The organism is Legionella micdadei (assembly GCF_000953635.1).
Taxonomy (GTDB): domain Bacteria; phylum Pseudomonadota; class Gammaproteobacteria; order Legionellales; family Legionellaceae; genus Tatlockia; species Tatlockia micdadei.
Map to the genome: position 1 here is coordinate 1,601,140 of NZ_LN614830.1, position 18,513 is coordinate 1,619,652.

The window sequence follows — 18,513 nt, forward strand, 5'->3', positions numbered from 1 at the left end:
CAAGCCTTGATATTTGTGCCAAGCCATAAACGCAGGTAACATGCCATCCTGAAAGCGGCATAGCTGCTTGAAGGTTCTCCTGAATGTAGCACAATCTTTGATTCGCTTCCTGCATGGAGCGAAAGCTACCCTAGAGACTTGTTAACATTTGACCATACGTAAATCGCGCTCAACCCCGTTATTTGTAAATGGTGCCCAGAGTCTTAACAGCGGCCTCAATTGGATATTTTAGTTACAAAATGTTCGGGAATGATATTTTGAAATTGTTTTCTTATACCTTTCACTCTCGTCTCTAACTCTTCAATTTTATCAGCGCTTGCTGAAGCTCCTCTTATGCCGACGAAGAAGAAATGATTACCGTGAACGTGCAATTTTAAATAATCCGGCGTCTTATCAATCAAATGTACTAATTTCGCCCATTGTTCTGATGATAGTTTTTTTAAGTTGTTTCCTTTAATGTAATGATTGTAAATCATTTCTGATCTTAAAAAATTCCAAGCGGCTGGATCAATCAAGGAGATTTTAGCGGTTGTTGGTGAATCATCTTCAATCAGGCCAATCCAAGGAGTACTGGCGAAATTAAAAACTCCACCGTCGTTTAAGGTTTGCTGAACATTCTTTTTCAGCTGGCCGTTTTGATAGACATAACCTTCGGCAGCAATAGCTGCAGGAATATGGCCAATAAATTGAGATAGGTAAATGGATTGCGGGATGATCACATGACCATTGTAGCGGTTTTGCTCTTCAAGCATCTGCGCAAATACAGGAAATAACGCAGTGCGATCAGCTAAATGGTTAGCCCGCAACGTATTGGTTTCATAAGGTCCTGGTTGCATCACGTAAGGAAGTGGAGGAACGGCAGCCAAGCCAATAAATAATTCCACATTGAGCCCATATTTTTTTGCTGCCACATTTAAGCTTTGCTCGATTGAGCCACCCATACTCCAACCTAATACAATGATTTTATTTGTTAATTTATTTTTATCAATAATATTTTTAGCGACTTCTGCAATTTGATTCCCCCAATCTTGAATTGAAAAATTAGGATAAATTTTAGTGTAAACAGGATTTTCAAGAGGATAGGAAATACCTAAAAAAGAATAACCCTTTTTATTTAACCAATAATTCAAAAAATCTTGTTTTTTCGCGCCAGGGTAGCCATACGCAATTCGAGCTAAATGGGAATCACCAGGAACAAAAATGACAAGTGGTTTGGCTGGATCGCCTTTTTGAAAGTAAACTAAAGTCTGCGCTCCCGCAGCCTCAATTAATGTTTCTCCGGGATAAAGGGAAGGATTCGCAGCTGTAACTGAAATAGAAGCGAACAGTAACAGAAGAACTCTTGCCGCTATAGTCATTTTAGCTTATCTGGTTTATACCTCTTGTTAAGAGTTTAGCAGAGATTAAAACCAGAAAGATAAATACCAATGCATAATTACTTTTCCCCAAAAAATAGAAATAATTCCAGCTAAGCAAAGGAAGGGACCGAAAGGAATTGGTGTTTCTTTAGTTTTCCCCTGATATTTGAGGTATGTAAAACCGATGATTGCCCCTGTTAGAGAGGCAAACAATAGAATGAATGGCAGTTGTACCCAACCAAACCAGGCCCCAAAGGCAGCAAATAATTTAAAATCACCATTACCCATACCTATTTTATGGGTCAATAAATAAAATAGTTTAATAAAAAGCCATAAGGCAAGGTAGGCTAATGCAGCACTAAGCACTGCATCGGGTAGAGTAGTGAATAGTGACTGTGTGTTCGCAATCAGACCAAGCCAGAGCAGACTTAAGGTAAGGCTGTCTGGTAGTAATTGATGCTCTAAGTCAATAAAAAAAAGGGCAATGAGAATCCAAATATAAAAAAGAACAAACAACAAGGTGATAGTAAAACCAAAATACCAAGCAGCTAATAAAGAAAAAAGACAACTCAATAATTCAACAATCGGATAGCGGATTGAGATACGTTGTTTACAGTGTCGACACCGGCCTCGTAGTAAACAATAACTAAGAAGCGGAATATTGAACCATACGGGAACTGGCGTTTTGCAGACCGGGCAAAAAGAGCGTGGAAGGAATAAGTTGATTTTAGTTATTGATTCTTGCTTAGCCTCATGATGGCATTCATTCTCTTGTTCAGCTTTTAACATCAAAGGCAAACGGTAAATGACGACATTCAAAAAACTACCGACAGCAAGCGCAAAAAATGCCAATACAATTAAAGCAGCAGGAAAGTTAATAATTTCAAATTGACTCAACATAGGCTACATCACCGCTCCAAGTTTAAAGATAGGAAGATACATGGCTGTTACTAGGATACCGACGATTAACCCTAGTATTGTCATAATAACCGGCTCTAGCAAGTGATTTAAGCGATCTACCGCGTTGCTAATGTCTTCTTCATAAAAATCAGCTATTTTGCGGAGCATCGGTTCCAGTGAACCTGCCTCCTCGCCAATAGCAATCATTTGAATTACTAAATTAGGAAAAAGAAGGGTATTTTCCATGGCTTGATTCATTTGTTGTCCTGAATAAACCTTCTCTTTGATTTGGCTAATCGCTTTAGCATATATCCAGTTTGCTATGACTCCCTCCGCAGCATCGAGCGCATTAAAAAGTGGAAGACCAGCTGCAAAACTAACCGCTAATGTTTGAGAAAAACGTGCGATAATTGCTTTTGTTAAGATAACGCCAAAAATGGGACATTTTAAGGAAAGCCGATCAAAAAAAAGATTTAATTCTGGCACATATTTTCTAAGTTTAAAAAAGCTATAGCCTAAGCTAATGGCACCCAAAAAAATTGGTAATCCAATTGCTCTGCTCAATGTTGAGATTTGAATGACTGCACGTGTAAGTGGAGGGAGATCGGCACCAAAACTCTCAAACAACGACTCAAATTGGGGAACAACAACGAACAAAAGTATGAAACTAACTAGACAAGCAATAAATAAAACGGTAGCAGGATAGATGAGTGCTTTTTTTAGTTTTCTCTTGATTGTTTCTAATTTTTCTTTGTAATTCGCGAGAGTTTCGAGCATTGGCTCAAGGTTGCCGGTTTTTTCACCTACGGAAATTAAATTGCAAGTTAATTCATTGAATATGTTTGGGTAATGATTTAGGGCTTCAGAAAAAGATAATCCATTTTCAACTTGCATTTTTATGTCTTGAATCAAGTATTTCATTGTAAGCCGAATTTGGCTTTTAGCAACGATATCAAACGATCGAATTAAAGGAATTCCCGCTTTAAGTAAGATGGCAGTCTGGCGACAAAAACTAGCGAGTTCAATTGGGCGAATTTTTTTTCTATTCAAAAATAAACTCTGTTTTTTTGTTATCTTTCGACTACTGATACCCTGTTTATGAAGCTCGACTTTCACGAAAGCGGTGCTGGTAGTATCCATGAGACCATGTACCTTTTCACCCAATGCATTGATCCCTTCCCAATAATAACAGTGCTTAGTTTTATTCATCATGTTTAATCAGCAATGACGCGGTTTAATTCTTCCAGCGAGGTTAATCCTTGCCTGACTTTTTCAAGACCTGATTGATAAACTGTGAGCATTCCTTCTGTTTGGGCTAATTTTTGAATCTCAACAGAATTTGCTCCGCATAAAATCTGGTGCCTGATTAATTTGGAGATTGGCATCACCTCAAACAAACCTAATCGGCCACGATAACCATTCCTACAATGCTCACAAGCTCGGGCTTGGTAAAGATTAGCTTTCTCGTTCTGATGAAAGCCAAGCCCAAACAAATCCCTATGAGATAAATCATTGCGAATGGTTTTACACCGATCGCATAAACGTCTGGCTAACCGCTGCGCAATAATCAAGATGCAGGAATTTGCAATATTAAAGGCCGGAATGCCAAGATTAATGAGTCGAGTGAGTGTTTCTGAAGTACTATTCGCATGCAAGGTAGATAGAACAAGATGGCCAGTTTGTGCGGCTTTAATTGCAATTTCGGCAGTTTCTGTATCCCGAATCTCGCCAATCATGATGATATCAGGATCTTGCCGCAGAAATGAACGTAAGGCAGTCGAGAAAGTTAAACCCGATTTAGGGTTAATATTAACCTGGTTGATACCTGGTATTTTAATTTCAACCGGATCTTCGATAGTGGAGATATTTCGTTCAATACTGTTCATGAGGTTGAGAGCGGTATAAAGCGATAAGGTTTTACCACTACCTGTTGGGCCTGTAGCTAAAATCAACCCTTGTGGTTTCCTCAAAGCAGCAAGGAAATGTTCTTTCTGTAAGTGATTTAATCCTAGTGAATCAATATGAAAATAGCTTAAATCGGCGTCAAGAATACGTACTACTAGTTTTTCACCATAAATAGTAGGACAAGTGCTTACTCTGCAATCAACTGTATGGTGAGAAGATAGCTTAATTTGAAATTGGCCATCTTGGGGCATACGACGCTCGGAGATGTCTAGATTTGCCAGCACCTTAATGCGAGTGCTTATTTGGTTTGATAAATGTCTAGGCGGGTCGGTTACTTCGGTTAATAATCCGTCTTGACGATAACGAATACGATATGCTTGTTCATAAGGTTCAAAATGAACATCTGATGCGCCGTTATTGATTGCCGAAATCAAGATTTGATTAACGAAGTTGACAACGGGAGCCTCGTTATTGTGTGTTGTGAAAGCAAAATCTGTGTTCACAGGAGTGATGTTTTCCAATTGAACTGAATTATCTAAATAATCGAGTAAGTGTTGGTTTTCTTTTTTATTCATCACCCTGTCAATGAGTTTCCGAAGCTTATCTGTTTCAACAACAACAACTTTAGTGGGTAAGCCAGTTTGAAAGTGAATTTCTTTGAAAACAGACTGCTGACTTGGATCATCTGTCGCTAAAATCAAATTCTCCGCGCGAATGATAATGGGTAAAACAGCATGACGGCGTGTTAATTGTCCACTGATTAGGTGTATAGGAATGGAGTCGAAGTCAATATTATCAAGATCCATAAAAGGTAAATCAAAATAATTAGCCATGATTTGTGCAATAACCGGGGGTTCAATCAAATCGTTTGTGGCTAAATACTGTAGGAGAGTTTGTTGGTTAGCGAGAGCAAGGGTTTGATATTCGAAAATTTTGCTTTTAGAAATAAGATTATTTGCTGTAAGTAATTGAGCAATTCCTTGTAAGCGATGGTTTGTTATTGTTGTCATTTCCATAATTAGACTGTATTTCCTGAGCTAACTATAAAGAAAAAAAGATTAGAGTGCACGATAAATTTATCGGCTTGGGAAAATCGCCGTGGAGAAAATCGTGACTTCAATTGTCAACAGACCCTAGACTATGGTACAAAAAAGATTAAGTTAAGATACGGGACGTGTACTTTGTCTTTTGATGGCCAAAAAGCTCGGTTTCGTGCCTTGGAGCAATGGTTTAGCTCAGCTCAGGGGCTCGATATAAGTGATTTTTTTGAATCAGAATTGGCGCATCTGGGAGAAATACTTCATGGCGAAACTTTACTCCAGCTCGGCAATTACGGTAAAAATCCTTGGCTACAAAAACTTCATTATTGCCATAAATGGAATACTTCACCTTTAATTGACCCATCTAGTACATTTAGGTCTTCTTTTACTCAACTCCCCCTCGATAGAAACAGCATTGATTGTGTAATTGCCCCGCTGGTTATGGAAGCCTTTAGTCATCAGAAAAATCCAATTGATGAAATTGATCGAGTCTTAAAACCAATGGGTTATGCCATTTTTTTTGGTATAAACCCCTTAAGTTTATGGGGATTATTTGTAAGATTAAAACGATACTCCATTTTTGGCCATTTAGCTGGAAAGCCCACATCAGTTCTCTCAGTAAAACGGGCAATGCTGCATCGTGGCTATGTTTTATGTAATATCTCTTCTTTCTACTATATCCCCCCCGTTTCAACCAAAGAATGGTTACGTAAGTTAGAGATTTTTAATGAATTAGGGAAAATGATTTCGCCTTGCCCAGCCGGATTTTATTGCCTTGTAGTGCAAAAATATCAAGCAGCCCATACCGATTTGCTTCATAGCGAGGTTGAAGAGCAGTTATGGGAACGGAAGAGGGGGTTGTTGCCAGCTTGCCAATTTAAACCGAAAGTACACAAAACGGAGTTTGAGGAGACTTATTAAGTTTAGTGTATACTTTCAACATAGTTTAAAATACTTAGGGTTTCGTCTAAAAATAGCATTTTGGACTATCTTCAGTATAATAGCCGTTGTTTTATTTTTGGATTATATGTTTATGGCAAAAGAATCGCTATATCGTATTACTTTCGCAAACCAGGAAGCAGTTTATGAAATTTATGCTCGTAAGGTATGTGAAAGTGAGATTTTTGGTTTTCTCGAGGTAGAGAATTTTGTTTTTGGCGAAAATAGCTCTTTGGTTGTTGACCCCTCGGAAGAACGTTTAAAAGTCGAGTTTAATAGTATCAAACGCACTTATATCCCTATGCATTCTGTTTTCCGTATCGATGAAGTAGATAAGCAAGGAGTGGCTAAGGTTCGAGATAGATCAAAGGATGATAGTAAGGTCACTGTATTTCCGGTTCCCAGTAAACGCAATGATTGATTTAACTAATTCACTTAGGATGTCTGATGTCTATTCCAACTAAGATTAAAGAGGTATATGAAAAATCAAGCTGCTTATACACAACAAAAGAAGTTGAGGCAGCTTTAGATAGAATGGCGATTAACATTCATGCAGCGCTTCATGATAAAAATCCAGTGTTGCTTTGCGTTATGATTGGTGGATTGGTTCCGATGGGAAACCTTCTTCCGCGTTTGGATTTTCCATTAGAGGTTGATTATGTCCACGCCACTCGTTACCGCGGCGAGATTAAAGGAGGGGAATTAATCTGGAAGGTCAAGCCCAGCCTTGAACTAGCAAACAGAACCGTTTTAGTGATTGATGATATTTTAGATGGGGGTGTCACCTTAGCTGCAATCATTAACGAAATAAAAGCCATGGGTGCTCGTGAAGTTTACAGTGCTGTCTTGGTCGATAAGCATCATAAACGCGTACCTAATGGATTAAAAAACGCCGATTTTGTAGGTTTGCAAGTGGATGACCATTATATTTTTGGTTATGGCATGGATTATAACGAGTACCTGCGAAATGCGCCTGGAATCTTTGTTGTTTCACCCGAGCACGAATAACTCTTTCCTTTGAGCTACTTTTAAGTTAGGGCGAAAACCAATATTTAGGGGCTTGCGCAACGATTGTTTCAACTTATTTATGACATTTAGATAAAATTAGTTATATGCGCTTATACTCCTTGAATAATACTCAATTTTATAAGCGCTATTTTCACTGAGTACTATTTTTTGTACTGTCTTTTTTAAGAATCAAATTCTTTTATCCCAGTTATTGGAAGGATGTGTGGCTTACGATTCGTTCTTGCCATATTTTTTGACATCTCAATCAATTCCTTTTAGGAATTCCCCTTAGATAAAGTTTCTCTGTATAAAAAGAAGTCAAAAAGTTTATTATATTGCCTGTATATTAACTAAGTTCAATTTGTTCGTTTTTAGAACTTTAGCAACACAATAGAACGCATTTTAAATTCTGGATTTGAAAGCGACTTCCTATAGACTTGTTTGGGGGTTGAAGATGACTCAATTATCTACTTTTGATCTTGCTAACCTTATCCTTCAGTGTGTGGCAGGTGGAGATTCTAGTAACTTAGGAACAGAAAATCTTAATGAATTAGAAATAATTTTATTAAATAAAGATGCTGAAAAACTTGCTTACTGGCTACAGTTTCATTCATTTATAAAATATAAATTTGATAAAATTACAAATAACTTTACTGAAATTAATATTGAAGATCCTGAGCCTGATCTTATAGCTGCAGTGAATGAAATCATTTCTGCCTTTTCTCGAGAACAGGAAGCGAAAAAAAGTCTAGTCAAATTCAAAAATGAAGATTTTAGCAACAGTGACTATGTTGCATTGTCTCAAGAAATTTCGAATTTACACTCTCAAATTCGTTCTTCTGAAAACGCTCTAAGAGAAGATTCGATTCAACCCCTTTTGAATGCAAAAACTCGTCGAAATAAAGAATTATCTCGCCATGCAAATATAAAAGCTATCGGTGCTCCAGATTATGCAACTGAGTTTGCCCATAGAAAGCTTGTCAAAGCTATTGTTGGGCTAAAGCCAAATGAGCGTAAACAGCTCCTTTACTACCATTTTGGTGAGGCTCATGCATTCGGCTTTGATATAGAAAGAACACCCGAAGGAAAATTACTTATTTTTAGTTTTGAAACCGTGACTGATGCAAAGCACTTGCATGCCCTTCAATTACTCCATAATTCCCTTTCCCAGTTAGGTGAAAATTTTGAAATTAGAAGTTGTAATTCCTTTCTGCAGAAGGATGGTTATAACTGCGCAACTTATACTTTAGCGGTTTTAAGTGAACTGAGTAAATATGACCATGTATTTTCTTATTTACCAGAAACCTATGAAGAAGACACTGAAGTTATAGCCTTAAGAGGACGAGAACTAACTATGCCTCATGGAGGTATGCTGTCGAATACAAACAGAAAATTTAAGTTTGAAGTCGTGGACAAGATCAAATGGATAAAATTAAGTGATATGCCGACGAAAATAATTTCTATGGGTCAGTCTCATACTGAAATGGAGGAGTTATTAAAACAAGCTCCTGGCTTTGATCTTGATCCCGCTAAATTTATTGAAATCCTTAAGGAAAAATACCAATTTGATCCCAGAAATCCTCAAACAACAAAATACATTAACCGTCGCCGTGAACGTATCGCAAGCCATGTCGAAAAATCTAAAGACTCCGTTAAACAAGATGCGTATGCAAAATTTTTGGAAAAAATGCCTTTATTAGGCCTAATAGATAAAGTTGTAACCCCAGATTTTAATAAAGAAATTACAGAAAATGATCACCTCAATTTAGATGAAAAAATTAGCTATATTAAAAATTTATTTTTAGCAATGACGATTCGGCGTGGTTTCGGTTGGGCACTGAGATCCTCAGACCTTGTAGATTTTTCAGAGCATGAAGTTAATATTCTCATATTATTAAGAAATGAATACCTACGACTTTTAGCAAAGAAAGATTTTGAAGAAGCTAAGAAAGTCATCGGTTCATACGGTGATCCGATATTTCACAATGAATTGGATAGCATTCTTAAGGAACGTCCAGTGCCATCGGAAGTTCAACCTTTGTCTGCTGTTTTTAATGAGGTATTTAGCCAAGGCCAAAGAATAGCTATTTATCGTGATATCAAAAAATTCTATCTACCTAAGGCACTCGATATCCATAACCCTTTCATTAGCTTATACGAAATTAATCCAAGTGAACTCACAGCAGGAAAAATCGATGAGCTATTCAGCAAACTTGAAGACGATTATCGAGATCCTGAAACTGGTATTTCAATTTTTGATGCGGAACGTAAGTTAGAATTACTAACAGGTTTTATAGAGAAATTTGGCAAAAAAAATATAGCAGATTTGTCTAATGAGCAAATACATGCCATGTTTTTTTTGCGGAATAAATGTATTAGTTTATTAAGTGAACTAAAAGTAGGTGAAGGCAGATTGATAAATTATTTATATTCAATGTCATCATTTTTTAGAAAGTTTGATACACAAAATTCTGAATTTTCCAGTATTCAGTTAGACGCATCTATTAAGAGCTTTCATACTGAAATGGCGGAAAATTTCACAAAAGAAGAATTGTTATTTATAGATACAGAGCTACATGAAAGTGTTTTTGGAAGGTTCGTGGTTGACCCAACTAATCCATTGCTTGAGTTAATTGGGACAGAGAATTTTACGAAAGAAAATATTGTTATGACTTTAAGGAAAGTTAGGGAGGATTACCGGGATATCAATGGAAAAAGTCGTATTAAACTTTATGGTTTAGTGGGATTTATAAATGAAACGATACGCGCAGTTGATTCACTACCCTTTGATGAACGTACTCACGCTTTCGGAGAATTAAAGAAGGCTTATTTGGCATTGCTTTCTGAGAGGAAAAGGGGATTCAATCAAATTTGCACCAGCGATTTAATTGTAAAACGTATTTTATTTCCTTTCTTAGGCAATAAAAAGGCCTTACCAATGAATGAAAGAAATATTCTTAAACTTGTGAGTGATTCTGATAATTTATTGGTAAAACTGTCGTTATTAGAAACTGCATTTTACTGCATCACTTCTCCCTATTTAAATGGAATATATGAGTCTGCAAGTGAGGGATATACTGCTCAGCAGATAGCAGATATTAACGTCTTAAAATCTGTCTACGTAAAATTAATAAAAAATGAACCTTATGATAGAGAAGACAGTGATTTTAATTCTAAATTACAGAAATTTGTTGAAATACGTAATAGGGGAGGGATACCCACTTTTACAAGTCTAATAGATATAAGTCATAATGATTCTAGCGGTGCGATGGTGTCAATCAGAAGTGATATTGATAGGATGGTTAATGGTGAGCTAAGACCAATCAAGCAAGCTGTTACTATAAGTGAACTAAGCTGGATTTCTTTTTTTAGCATTTTACCATTGTCCATTATTAGTTGGTTACCATACTTTAGAAGTGATGGGGATAAATTAACTGGTGATGAAGTTGACTCGGTCGAGCAATCAGATACTGTCGGTGAGTCTGGCTGGATTTCCTTTTTTGGTAATCTACCCTCTCTCATTCTATGTTGGATACCTTATTTTAGTAAACAAGCGGTTAAGCCAGTACATGATGGCCCAACACAAATCAATCAAGGTGTTTTAGAAGCTCAAGGACAAATAGATGCTTTTGTAGAGCCAAATCAAGTAGATGATGTTGCCGGAAAACAAAGTGAAGAAGAGGATTCAAGAACATTGCAATTTGCATCCAACACTTTAGGTTTTTTCAGCGAATCATCTCATAAAAAGACGACTTCAAAACAAAGCTTAAGTAACATAATAAATAGTTTTTATACATCCTCCGAGCAACATTTTCAGAGTGATAGCTTGAATATAGAACTGATACGTTCTTCTACAAGTAAGTCTGGTTTTGGAAAAGACATAACTTCTTGGATACAATATAACCGGCTTCATCCTGATGTCGGAAATTTTGAAGATAATTGGAAATTAAATTTAGCGATATTCGAAGAAGACATCCCTAAAGCCTTTGAAATTATAGCAGAGCTTGCGCAAAAAAATAATTTAGCCTGTTTCAAAGTAATGAGCCAAGCACAAGCCAGGGCATCAATGAAAACATTTCCTCATATGCTCGGTAGGGAAATGGTTATTTACTGTGGAGCAAATCCTGAGTTTAATGGGGAGAAATGGATCGAAATCATCCAAGAAATTGAGACTGCTCTCGATGAAGCTGGCGTTCGTACTTCAAAAGAGATACCCCCTAGTTCAAATCGTGGCATAGGTAAGTATACAAGTTATACTCATCATGCTTGGACAACAGGAGTAGATATGCGTATACCATTCGATAAAGGGATTAAGGAAACAGGACTTGAGGATGAGGATTTATTTAAAGACTACCCTCCCATGCTTAAGATGGGATGCACATTAAATGCTTGATTGGGGTTTTTGATGACGCTGTTGGTAAATAGGTTTGATCTTCGTGCAGACCTATTTATCTTGTACAGGGCTTATTCAACTAAACCGGCTGTGGGAGAAGGGGCTTAAAGCAACTGTGATTTGTTTATATAAATCTGGTAACCATCGAGGTTGAGCAAAATTTGATGTTGCAGGTTTGCTTTTGCGCAAGTCATTGGGGGCAATAATGACTTTGATGTGGCTAAGACCGACTCGGCGGGCGAGCAGGAAGAGTTGATCAATTGCTCGATCTCCGACTGCTAAGCAGCCCACGGATACTGATTTGCCGTGAAGGAAAATATTATTACCAAGTCTTCTACGGCCATCTTTGCTTGCTTGCATGCGATCATAACTATTTGGATAGTTAATCATCATCGACAAATGCCAACTGCTAAAAGGATTAAACGTGGTTAACCGATATATCCCTTCTGGAATTTGGCCATCTCTTTCTTTTAATTTGGGGCCTAAGCGACCGCTAAAAGCGGTGAGAGGGTATTTGTGGATATAATGCCAAGATTGGTTTTCGCTTTTAGCCCACAACTCAATTTTTCTTTCCTTTTTAAAAGCTAAAAGAGCAACTTCTTTAGGTGGGTATGCCACATGCGCATTGGCAAAAAAGCGCCTTAATTCGGGTTCTGTACGTAAACCATATTTGATTATTGCTTTATCGACTGCTTCGTCCCAATTTAATTTAGGAGCCATACCAAAAGATGGGTTTAAAAGGGCTATCAATATGGTTATAAGCAAACTACGCATAATCATTTTGGCAAAAAAATTTCCTGTATGTTAGCAAATAATAACCAATAGGACAAATTATCATCAAAATAAAGCCGAACCTCCTTCTTACAATAAAAAAACCACAAAAGGTTGTCAATTTTTATTGAATTATCCGTCAGTTAGCCCCATAAAACGAGCGATTAGAAACCAGAAGAATATCAGATTATGCTTGAAGAAGTTCATTCAGCTGCACTTGTTTATATTGATTCTGGTTCTTTCTGAAATTTAACTTGCAATTGCGGAGGTAATTGTTTTATGACAAAGCTAGGGGCTGTGCTTAGTGGACCTACCGAAGGTAATAAGCCATAGTGGTTAGGGCACATGAAACGGACAACACTGTCTGAGCCTATTTTATAAAAGACATACCGGTAGCTGCAATAAGGCTGTTTACTGAAAGTAGCTACCTGGAGGATTGGGGTTCCCGTAAGTCTATCTTCAACGAAAAAAGCATTTATCCATAAATTGGCAATTAATAAGACTCCGCCCGTTATAAGTCCAGCTGAAAGAAAGCCCGCGCTATAACGTAAAATTTTACTTTTTATCTCTTCCATCGAAGCGATTAGCAAACAAATGATTGCAGAGATGAGGACAACTAAATTTAAGGAATAAATCGCTGCATGAGAATAATTAAAATAACTGCCTAATATTTCTCCACCAGAGGCTCTATAATGCAGAATAAGCGCAATAAGGCTTAACCAAAGTGCGACAACAATGTAATTTTTTCGATGCAGCTTTATGCCCAAAGCTAGGATTATAATTCCTAAAATAGGGAACAAAATATGTATTGCTTCCAATAAATTGAGCATTAGTTAATCCCTTCAATAAGCATGATTACAAACTAGTGTAACTCAGAGAAACAAATATGTCTCGCTTAGTCTGGTAATATAAAACCTGAATCGCCATTGGGAGGCTGTCTTACTAAAAGTAAAATAGGTTCAACCTCTACCGGTAAGGTTTGTTTAGAAACTCGAGCGGGAAAAGCAACTGTACGTAATTCAAAGGAGAGTAAGGCTGAACTCACATAGGTTATCGATTTAGTTCGATTTGTATTGGCAATTGTGTTTGTTATTGGGTTCTTTTTTGACAGCGCACGGGCTTGTACCGAACCAATCCAAATGGGCTGACGAAAATGTTGAAGATGGTAATTTGAACGCCAAATACGTAAAACTTGAACAGGATTTCCATCTGTTGGTTCAAAAGTCATTACAAGCACAGGTTTTCTGTTCAGATAAAGTTGCGCCATGAGAGTGAGCTCAGGTGAAGATTGCCCACTGACTCGGGTAATGATCGAATTAAAAAAGGAATCATTTTGCTTTTGCCAACCATAAGAAGTTAAGGCTTGTTCAAAATCGTCAATCGAACCTGCAAATTGAATATTAAATAAACTGATGCGGCGACCAATTCGATTCGTGCGATAAATAGGTAGAAGTGGTTTGGTTTGATTCCACCAGAGCTCATCAGTTAGGACGTATTGGGCAAAGTAAGGCTGATGATTGCGCATCCAACTGTTGAAATTAAATAAACTGGAAAGAAGGGTGGCTAAAAAGAGTAAAAAGAAAATAATTAGGGGTAGGCTCGGGTAATTGGCGATTTGGGGTTTATGACGTCGGTAAAATAGCCAGTGTCCTAGGCAAATGCTTAATCCAACTAGATAGGCGCCTAGGCAATCAGTAAACAAATATTCCCCAAAATAAAGGGAGGTGAAACCAATAAGGATGAGGCTAGACGTTAAAATAACAGTCAGTAGATGTCTATAACGTGTTTGCCAATAGCCATTAACATAGAGAATAAAAGTGACGAACAATGTTGTGGCAAAACTAAGATTTGTAACAGGGTAGATACTTGTATTGTCGGTGTCGGAGAAGTTTGCAGAGCCTAATATATGAACAAAAGCTAAAACAGCTGTACACCAGATGCTTAAACTTAACCAATAAAATAAAGTACGGAAGTCGTAATAATAGAGCGCCAAGACGATAAAAGATAACAATAAGGTGGCTAATGTAATAGGGTTCCCAATTTGCGCTATTATCGTAAAAAGAACATCGAAAGGTTGGGTGCGCAAAGTTTGTAAAAGAAATTGTATTGGCTGATTTGCTGCTGTGATTGAGCTGCCTTGGAGTACGAATACTGTAAGTAAGAAAAATGATAGGGTAACTAAAAGGAATAATAAGGATAAAGCAGCGGTAGGGTAATGATCCGTTTCATCTTTAGGAGTTAAAAAACGGGTTAGATTACCTAAAGAATGACTATTGGCAGCCCATGACCAAAAGCGATGTAAATTAACACGTAATATGTTATTAATGCGAATGAATAACCATTTTAATCCTACGCTTAGCAACCAAATACCAGCAAGTAAAATTAAGATCAGCATGAATAAGCGAGTAGCGCTTTCAGGAGATAATTCACTGCTGGCTGTACCAATTAACACTCCTGGAAGAACATAGAGGATTGACCAGCCTATTGCAGAAATAAAATTAGCAATGAAAAAACGCCAGCGGTTCATATGCATCATGCCAGCAATAACAGGAATAATTGACCGTAATGGCCCCACGAAACGGCCAATAACCACGCTTTTTCCGCCGTGACGCGCAAAATATTCTTTGCCATATGATAGCCAATTGGGATAACGGCTAAATGGCCAAATACTTGTAAGACGCTCACTGAAGTAATAACCCAGAAGATAGCTGGCACCATCACCTGCAATTGCACCTAAAGCAGCAGCGATGAGGGTTGAATCAATACGCATGACACCAGATCCTGCAAGTATACCAATCGCGGTCATCGTTACAGAACCAGGAATAATACTGCCAACAATTGCTAAAGATTCAGAAAGCGCAACAACGAATGTAATCAATAAGGCCCATTGTGGATGATTGTGCAGCCAAATGGTGAGGGGTTGAATATAGTCGGTAAATAAATGCATAGCTTAACGATCAAAACAAGAAAGAAAGGCATCAGTAAACAATGCAGCGACATCGATGATATCCACCGAAGCAACATAATCGCTTATCTGCGTCATCTCAAGTCTAGCAAAACCACAAGGATTGATACCGGAAAAAGGGCCCAAATCCATAGCAACATTTAGAGCAATCCCATGGTAGGTGCAGCCGTTTTTAACTCGCAAACCAATAGAAGCAATTTTTTTATCATCAACATAAACTCCTGGTGCGCCACAGCGAGTTGAAGCTTTGATCTGATAATTTTCTAAGACAGCTATCAATATTTGTTCCAGGTAGCCGACTAAAGTCCTTATCCCTAAATGTCTTCTTCGAATATCCATCAAAACATAAGCCACTAATTGGCCTGGTCCATGATAGGTCACTTGCCCACCCCTGTCTGATTGAATCACTGGAATAGAATTAGGGTTAAAAACATGCTCAGGTTTTCCTGCTTGCCCTTGAGTATAAACGGGAGGATGCTCCAGTAACCATAGCTCATCAACGGTATTCGCATCTCTTTTGGAGGTAAAATTCTTCATTTGCTCCCAAATATCGAGATAAGGTTGACTGCCTAGATTACGTATATGAATCATCATAACACCATCTTTATATCAGGATGCTTGGTTAATTCCAAATAAAGTGCATCAAGTGATTGTTGGTCATGGACATAGACGACAACTGTAATTGACAGATAGTTCCCTTGCTGACTCTCTTGGCAAACGATGGTTTCCTCAAGTGTATCGGGAAAATGTTTCTGAGTGATTTCTTTAATCTCAGTAGCAAATAAGTCAGTATTTTTACCGATTATTTTGATAGGAAAATGGCAAGGGAATTGTATTAATGATTTTTTATCAGTCATATTGCGCTTTAATAAGTTGTTGATACCGTGTATTTATCTGGCTCCAGTAGGCGCCGCCATAACCATTCCCAATGGATGTATCGTTGATCCGGGTTATGGGGAAGATTTCTTTTGTTGTACTGGTTATCCAAACCTCCTGTGCCTTAAAAATCGCTGATGCAGGAATCTTTTCTTCCCGTAGCGGCCAGGATAATTGATTGATTAATTCAATAGCAATCTGACGTGTGATTCCAGACAAGCAAAGATGATTTAGAGGCGGAGTACGGATGACACCATTTACATCTACTAAAAAAAGGTTTGCTGCACCGCCCTCTGTCAAAAAACCATCACGCGCCAATATTGCTGTGTCAGCGCCGCTAGAAACTGCATCATCATTTAGTAAGATATTACCTAACAATGCCGTTGTTTTTATATCACACCGTAACCAGCGAATGTCTTCAATAAGTTTAGCATGCAATCCGCGTTTTTTTTCTTCTAGGGTCGGATAGGGCGTATGTATTGTAAAAGCAATGACGGTTGGTTCAATCTGAGAAGGGATATCATGTTTACGTATTCCCTCATTGCCGCGAGTGATTTGCAAATAAACTTGCATATCACCGCCCCCATTTTTTGCAATGAGTGTATTCAAAAGGGATTGCCAATCGAGATTTGGAGGGATGATTCTGGCATTTTTTAAGCTGTATGTTAATCGTTCAAGGTGCTTGGAGAAATAAAAAGGATGCCCATTGTAGACTGGAATCACTTCATAAACAGAATCAGCAAACAGGAAGCCCCGATCAAAAATGGAAATTTTTGCATCAGAGGCATTACAGTAGTTTCCGTTTAAATAGACGATTCCAGTCATTTCACTGCCTATCAAGAGCCAAACCAGCTACGAAATGTTAAGCGAATGGCGTCTTTCATGCGAGTGAAAATCCCGCCTTGTGGGACATCATCAAGCGCATAGATAGGGTAATTTCCTATGATATTGTTATCAAACTTGATAACGAGTTCTCCAACCTTGTCACCTTTGGCAATAGGCGCTTGTAAAATTTTAGGGACATTAGTGTTGATGCTAAGCCGTTGATACTGACCGTTTGGAATGGTCACATATTGATTTTCACGCACACCTATCGGCAATTTGTCTTTTTGTCCTTTATAGATAGGCATTTCAGAAATTGTCTGTCCTGACTTATAAAGCTGGTGAGTCTCAAAGAAGCGAAAGCCGTAATTAAGTAAGCGCTCGCTATCATCAGCCCGTGATGCTTCGCTTGGTGACCCCATTACAACCGCCAATAACCGCATATTATCGCGTTTAGCCGAAGAGACTAAACAATAACCAGCCTCGTTTGTGTGTCCAGTTTTTATGCCGTCAACCTGGCTATCACGCCATAGTAAGCGGTTTCGGTTTGGTTGACGTATTCCATTATAGGTAAACCATTTTTGTTTATACCAATGGTAATATTGAGGGAAATTATTGATTAGGGCACGTCCTAAAATAGCGAGATCTTTGGCGGTTGTATATAGATTGCTATCAGGTAAACCGGTACTGTCGGTAAAATGGCTATTTACCATTCCCAGTGCTTGTGCTTGTTGATTCATGATTTCTGCAAACCCCGGTTCACTACCTCCCAAATGCTCAGCCATTGCGACACAGGCGTCATTTCCGGAATCAACAATGATTCCTTTGAGTAAGTCCTCGATAGGTACTTGTTGACCTTCTTTTACAAACATCCGCGATCCACCTGTCTTCCAAGCTTCACGGCTGATATGAACATTATCAGTCAGGTGAATTTGCCCATTATTTAAAGCATTAGATATCACGTAGAGAGTCATCATCTTCGTTAGGCTTGCGGGGGGGAGTTTCTCATCGCTGTTTTTTTCCGCAATAATCTTTCCACTGTTAACGTCAATGAGGATATAAGATTTTGCATTTAGAACTGGAGGTGAAGGGGTAATAAGCGGTTTGTTTGAAACAGGAGTAGATGTGGGGACGCTGCCTGAAAGGTTAGCAGAAGGCAAAATCCCAGCTGAGGCAAAAAAAACAGTGGATTTAAAGACTAAAATTGTGATTAAAAATAGTCTACTAGGAGATGATAACTTCATGGTTTCTATACTCATTATTACAAAAATGCCCCATCTTACCACAGCCTCAATCCTGCAACCAAATGCCATTACGCTAATTTTTTTCAGATAATTGTAACTCCCCATTTACGTCGCCCACAGCGCGTCTTTTTGCGCGAAGAACCTCGTGGTTCGCAGCACCATCTCTTTAAATTTTTAATTCAGGGTATTAAATGTAACAATGAGGGCATTGTTTTTTTTCGTGACTATCCCTTAATCTGTTTTTCTCATAGAATGTCAACAGACCCTAGAGTTACAAATAATTAGGGTGTAC

At 38.1% G+C, this 18,513-nt stretch carries 15 protein-coding genes; 4 read left to right on the forward strand and 11 right to left on the reverse strand.

The window, feature by feature from the left end:
* Positions 1-215 precede the first annotated feature (215 nt).
* Genes LMI_RS07090 through pilB form a run of 4 tightly spaced genes read right to left on the reverse strand, consistent with a single transcriptional unit; the run spans position 216 to position 5,173 of the window.
* Positions 216-1,358, reverse strand: coding sequence for an alpha/beta hydrolase (locus LMI_RS07090; RefSeq protein WP_045099171.1), 1,143 nt, complete (start codon positions 1,356-1,358; stop codon positions 216-218).
* A gap of 45 nt (positions 1,359-1,403) precedes the next feature.
* Positions 1,404-2,258 carry a prepilin peptidase gene (locus LMI_RS07095; protein WP_045099172.1) on the reverse strand — a complete coding sequence of 285 codons (855 nt, stop codon included), beginning with the start codon at positions 2,256-2,258 and terminating at the stop codon, positions 1,404-1,406.
* 3 nt (positions 2,259-2,261) lie between these two features.
* The gene (locus LMI_RS07100) at positions 2,262-3,470 is read right to left on the reverse strand and encodes a type II secretion system F family protein (protein ID WP_349267104.1); all 1,209 of its coding nucleotides are present in this window, start codon (positions 3,468-3,470) and stop codon (positions 2,262-2,264) included.
* 2 nt (positions 3,471-3,472) lie between these two features.
* Positions 3,473-5,173, reverse strand: coding sequence for a type IV-A pilus assembly ATPase PilB (gene pilB / locus LMI_RS07105; RefSeq protein ID WP_416419462.1), 1,701 nt, complete (start codon positions 5,171-5,173; stop codon positions 3,473-3,475).
* A gap of 171 nt (positions 5,174-5,344) precedes the next feature.
* Between pilB and LMI_RS07110 the strand changes: the two genes are divergently transcribed.
* The 4 genes from LMI_RS07110 to LMI_RS07125 all read left to right on the forward strand — a co-directional run bounded on the left by LMI_RS07110 (position 5,345) and on the right by LMI_RS07125 (position 11,543).
* Positions 5,345-6,124: a class I SAM-dependent methyltransferase gene (locus LMI_RS07110; RefSeq protein WP_045099174.1), complete on the forward strand. Its 780-nt coding sequence runs from the start codon at positions 5,345-5,347 to the stop codon at positions 6,122-6,124.
* Between the two features lie 112 nt (positions 6,125-6,236).
* Positions 6,237-6,563 (forward strand): DUF1820 family protein, encoded by a 327-nt coding sequence (locus tag LMI_RS07115; protein WP_045099175.1) that lies wholly within the window; start codon positions 6,237-6,239, stop codon positions 6,561-6,563.
* A 26-nt stretch (positions 6,564-6,589) separates the two neighbouring features.
* The gene (locus LMI_RS07120; RefSeq protein WP_045099176.1) at positions 6,590-7,150 is read left to right on the forward strand and encodes a hypoxanthine-guanine phosphoribosyltransferase; all 561 of its coding nucleotides are present in this window, start codon (positions 6,590-6,592) and stop codon (positions 7,148-7,150) included.
* A 454-nt stretch (positions 7,151-7,604) separates the two neighbouring features.
* Positions 7,605-11,543 (forward strand): YopJ family acetyltransferase, encoded by a 3,939-nt coding sequence (locus tag LMI_RS07125; protein WP_045099177.1) that lies wholly within the window; start codon positions 7,605-7,607, stop codon positions 11,541-11,543.
* A 75-nt stretch (positions 11,544-11,618) separates the two neighbouring features.
* On the opposite strand, the gene LMI_RS07130 is transcribed toward LMI_RS07125, so the two are convergent.
* The 7 genes from LMI_RS07130 to LMI_RS07160 form a co-directional block, all read right to left on the reverse strand.
* Positions 11,619-12,317, reverse strand: a complete 699-nt coding sequence (locus LMI_RS07130; RefSeq protein WP_102010584.1) for a L,D-transpeptidase family protein — start codon at positions 12,315-12,317, stop codon at positions 11,619-11,621.
* A 218-nt stretch (positions 12,318-12,535) separates the two neighbouring features.
* On the reverse strand, positions 12,536-13,144 hold the full coding sequence (locus LMI_RS07135) for a hypothetical protein (protein ID WP_045099178.1): 609 nt from the start codon (positions 13,142-13,144) through the stop codon (positions 12,536-12,538).
* 65 nt (positions 13,145-13,209) lie between these two features.
* Positions 13,210-15,261, reverse strand: coding sequence for a VTT domain-containing protein (locus LMI_RS07140; RefSeq protein WP_045099179.1), 2,052 nt, complete (start codon positions 15,259-15,261; stop codon positions 13,210-13,212).
* A 3-nt stretch (positions 15,262-15,264) separates the two neighbouring features.
* Complete coding sequence (gene lipB, locus LMI_RS07145) at positions 15,265-15,873, reverse strand: lipoyl(octanoyl) transferase LipB (protein WP_172838918.1); 609 nt, start codon at positions 15,871-15,873, stop codon at positions 15,265-15,267.
* On the reverse strand, positions 15,870-16,136 hold the full coding sequence (locus tag LMI_RS07150) for an HP0495 family protein (RefSeq protein WP_045099180.1): 267 nt from the start codon (positions 16,134-16,136) through the stop codon (positions 15,870-15,872). The genes lipB and LMI_RS07150 overlap by 4 nt, the downstream gene beginning before the upstream one ends.
* The gene (locus LMI_RS07155) at positions 16,129-16,980 is read right to left on the reverse strand and encodes an aminotransferase class IV (RefSeq protein WP_045099181.1); all 852 of its coding nucleotides are present in this window, start codon (positions 16,978-16,980) and stop codon (positions 16,129-16,131) included. Before LMI_RS07155 ends, LMI_RS07150 begins: the two co-directional genes overlap by 8 nt.
* A gap of 11 nt (positions 16,981-16,991) precedes the next feature.
* Positions 16,992-18,236, reverse strand: a complete 1,245-nt coding sequence (locus LMI_RS07160; protein WP_416419470.1) for a D-alanyl-D-alanine carboxypeptidase family protein — start codon at positions 18,234-18,236, stop codon at positions 16,992-16,994.
* Positions 18,237-18,513 lie beyond the last annotated feature (277 nt).

Coding starts and splice junctions, on each gene's coding strand:
- LMI_RS07130 (WP_102010584.1), bottom strand. CDS start 12,317: ATGCGTAGTTTGCTTATAACCATATTGATAGCCCTTTTAAACCCATCT.
- LMI_RS07155 (WP_045099181.1), bottom strand. CDS start 16,980: ATGACTGGAATCGTCTATTTAAACGGAAACTACTGTAATGCCTCTGAT.
- LMI_RS07150 (WP_045099180.1), bottom strand. CDS start 16,136: ATGACTGATAAAAAATCATTAATACAATTCCCTTGCCATTTTCCTATC.
- LMI_RS07135 (WP_045099178.1), bottom strand. CDS start 13,144: ATGCTCAATTTATTGGAAGCAATACATATTTTGTTCCCTATTTTAGGA.
- LMI_RS07120 (WP_045099176.1), top strand. CDS start 6,590: ATGTCTATTCCAACTAAGATTAAAGAGGTATATGAAAAATCAAGCTGC.
- LMI_RS07140 (WP_045099179.1), bottom strand. CDS start 15,261: ATGCATTTATTTACCGACTATATTCAACCCCTCACCATTTGGCTGCAC.
- LMI_RS07115 (WP_045099175.1), top strand. CDS start 6,237: ATGGCAAAAGAATCGCTATATCGTATTACTTTCGCAAACCAGGAAGCA.
- LMI_RS07100 (WP_349267104.1), bottom strand. CDS start 3,470: ATGATGAATAAAACTAAGCACTGTTATTATTGGGAAGGGATCAATGCA.
- LMI_RS07125 (WP_045099177.1), top strand. CDS start 7,605: ATGACTCAATTATCTACTTTTGATCTTGCTAACCTTATCCTTCAGTGT.
- LMI_RS07090 (WP_045099171.1), bottom strand. CDS start 1,358: ATGACTATAGCGGCAAGAGTTCTTCTGTTACTGTTCGCTTCTATTTCA.
- lipB (WP_172838918.1), bottom strand. CDS start 15,873: ATGATGATTCATATACGTAATCTAGGCAGTCAACCTTATCTCGATATT.
- pilB (WP_416419462.1), bottom strand. CDS start 5,173: ATGACAACAATAACAAACCATCGCTTACAAGGAATTGCTCAATTACTT.
- LMI_RS07160 (WP_416419470.1), bottom strand. CDS start 18,236: ATGAGTATAGAAACCATGAAGTTATCATCTCCTAGTAGACTATTTTTA.
- LMI_RS07095 (WP_045099172.1), bottom strand. CDS start 2,258: ATGTTGAGTCAATTTGAAATTATTAACTTTCCTGCTGCTTTAATTGTA.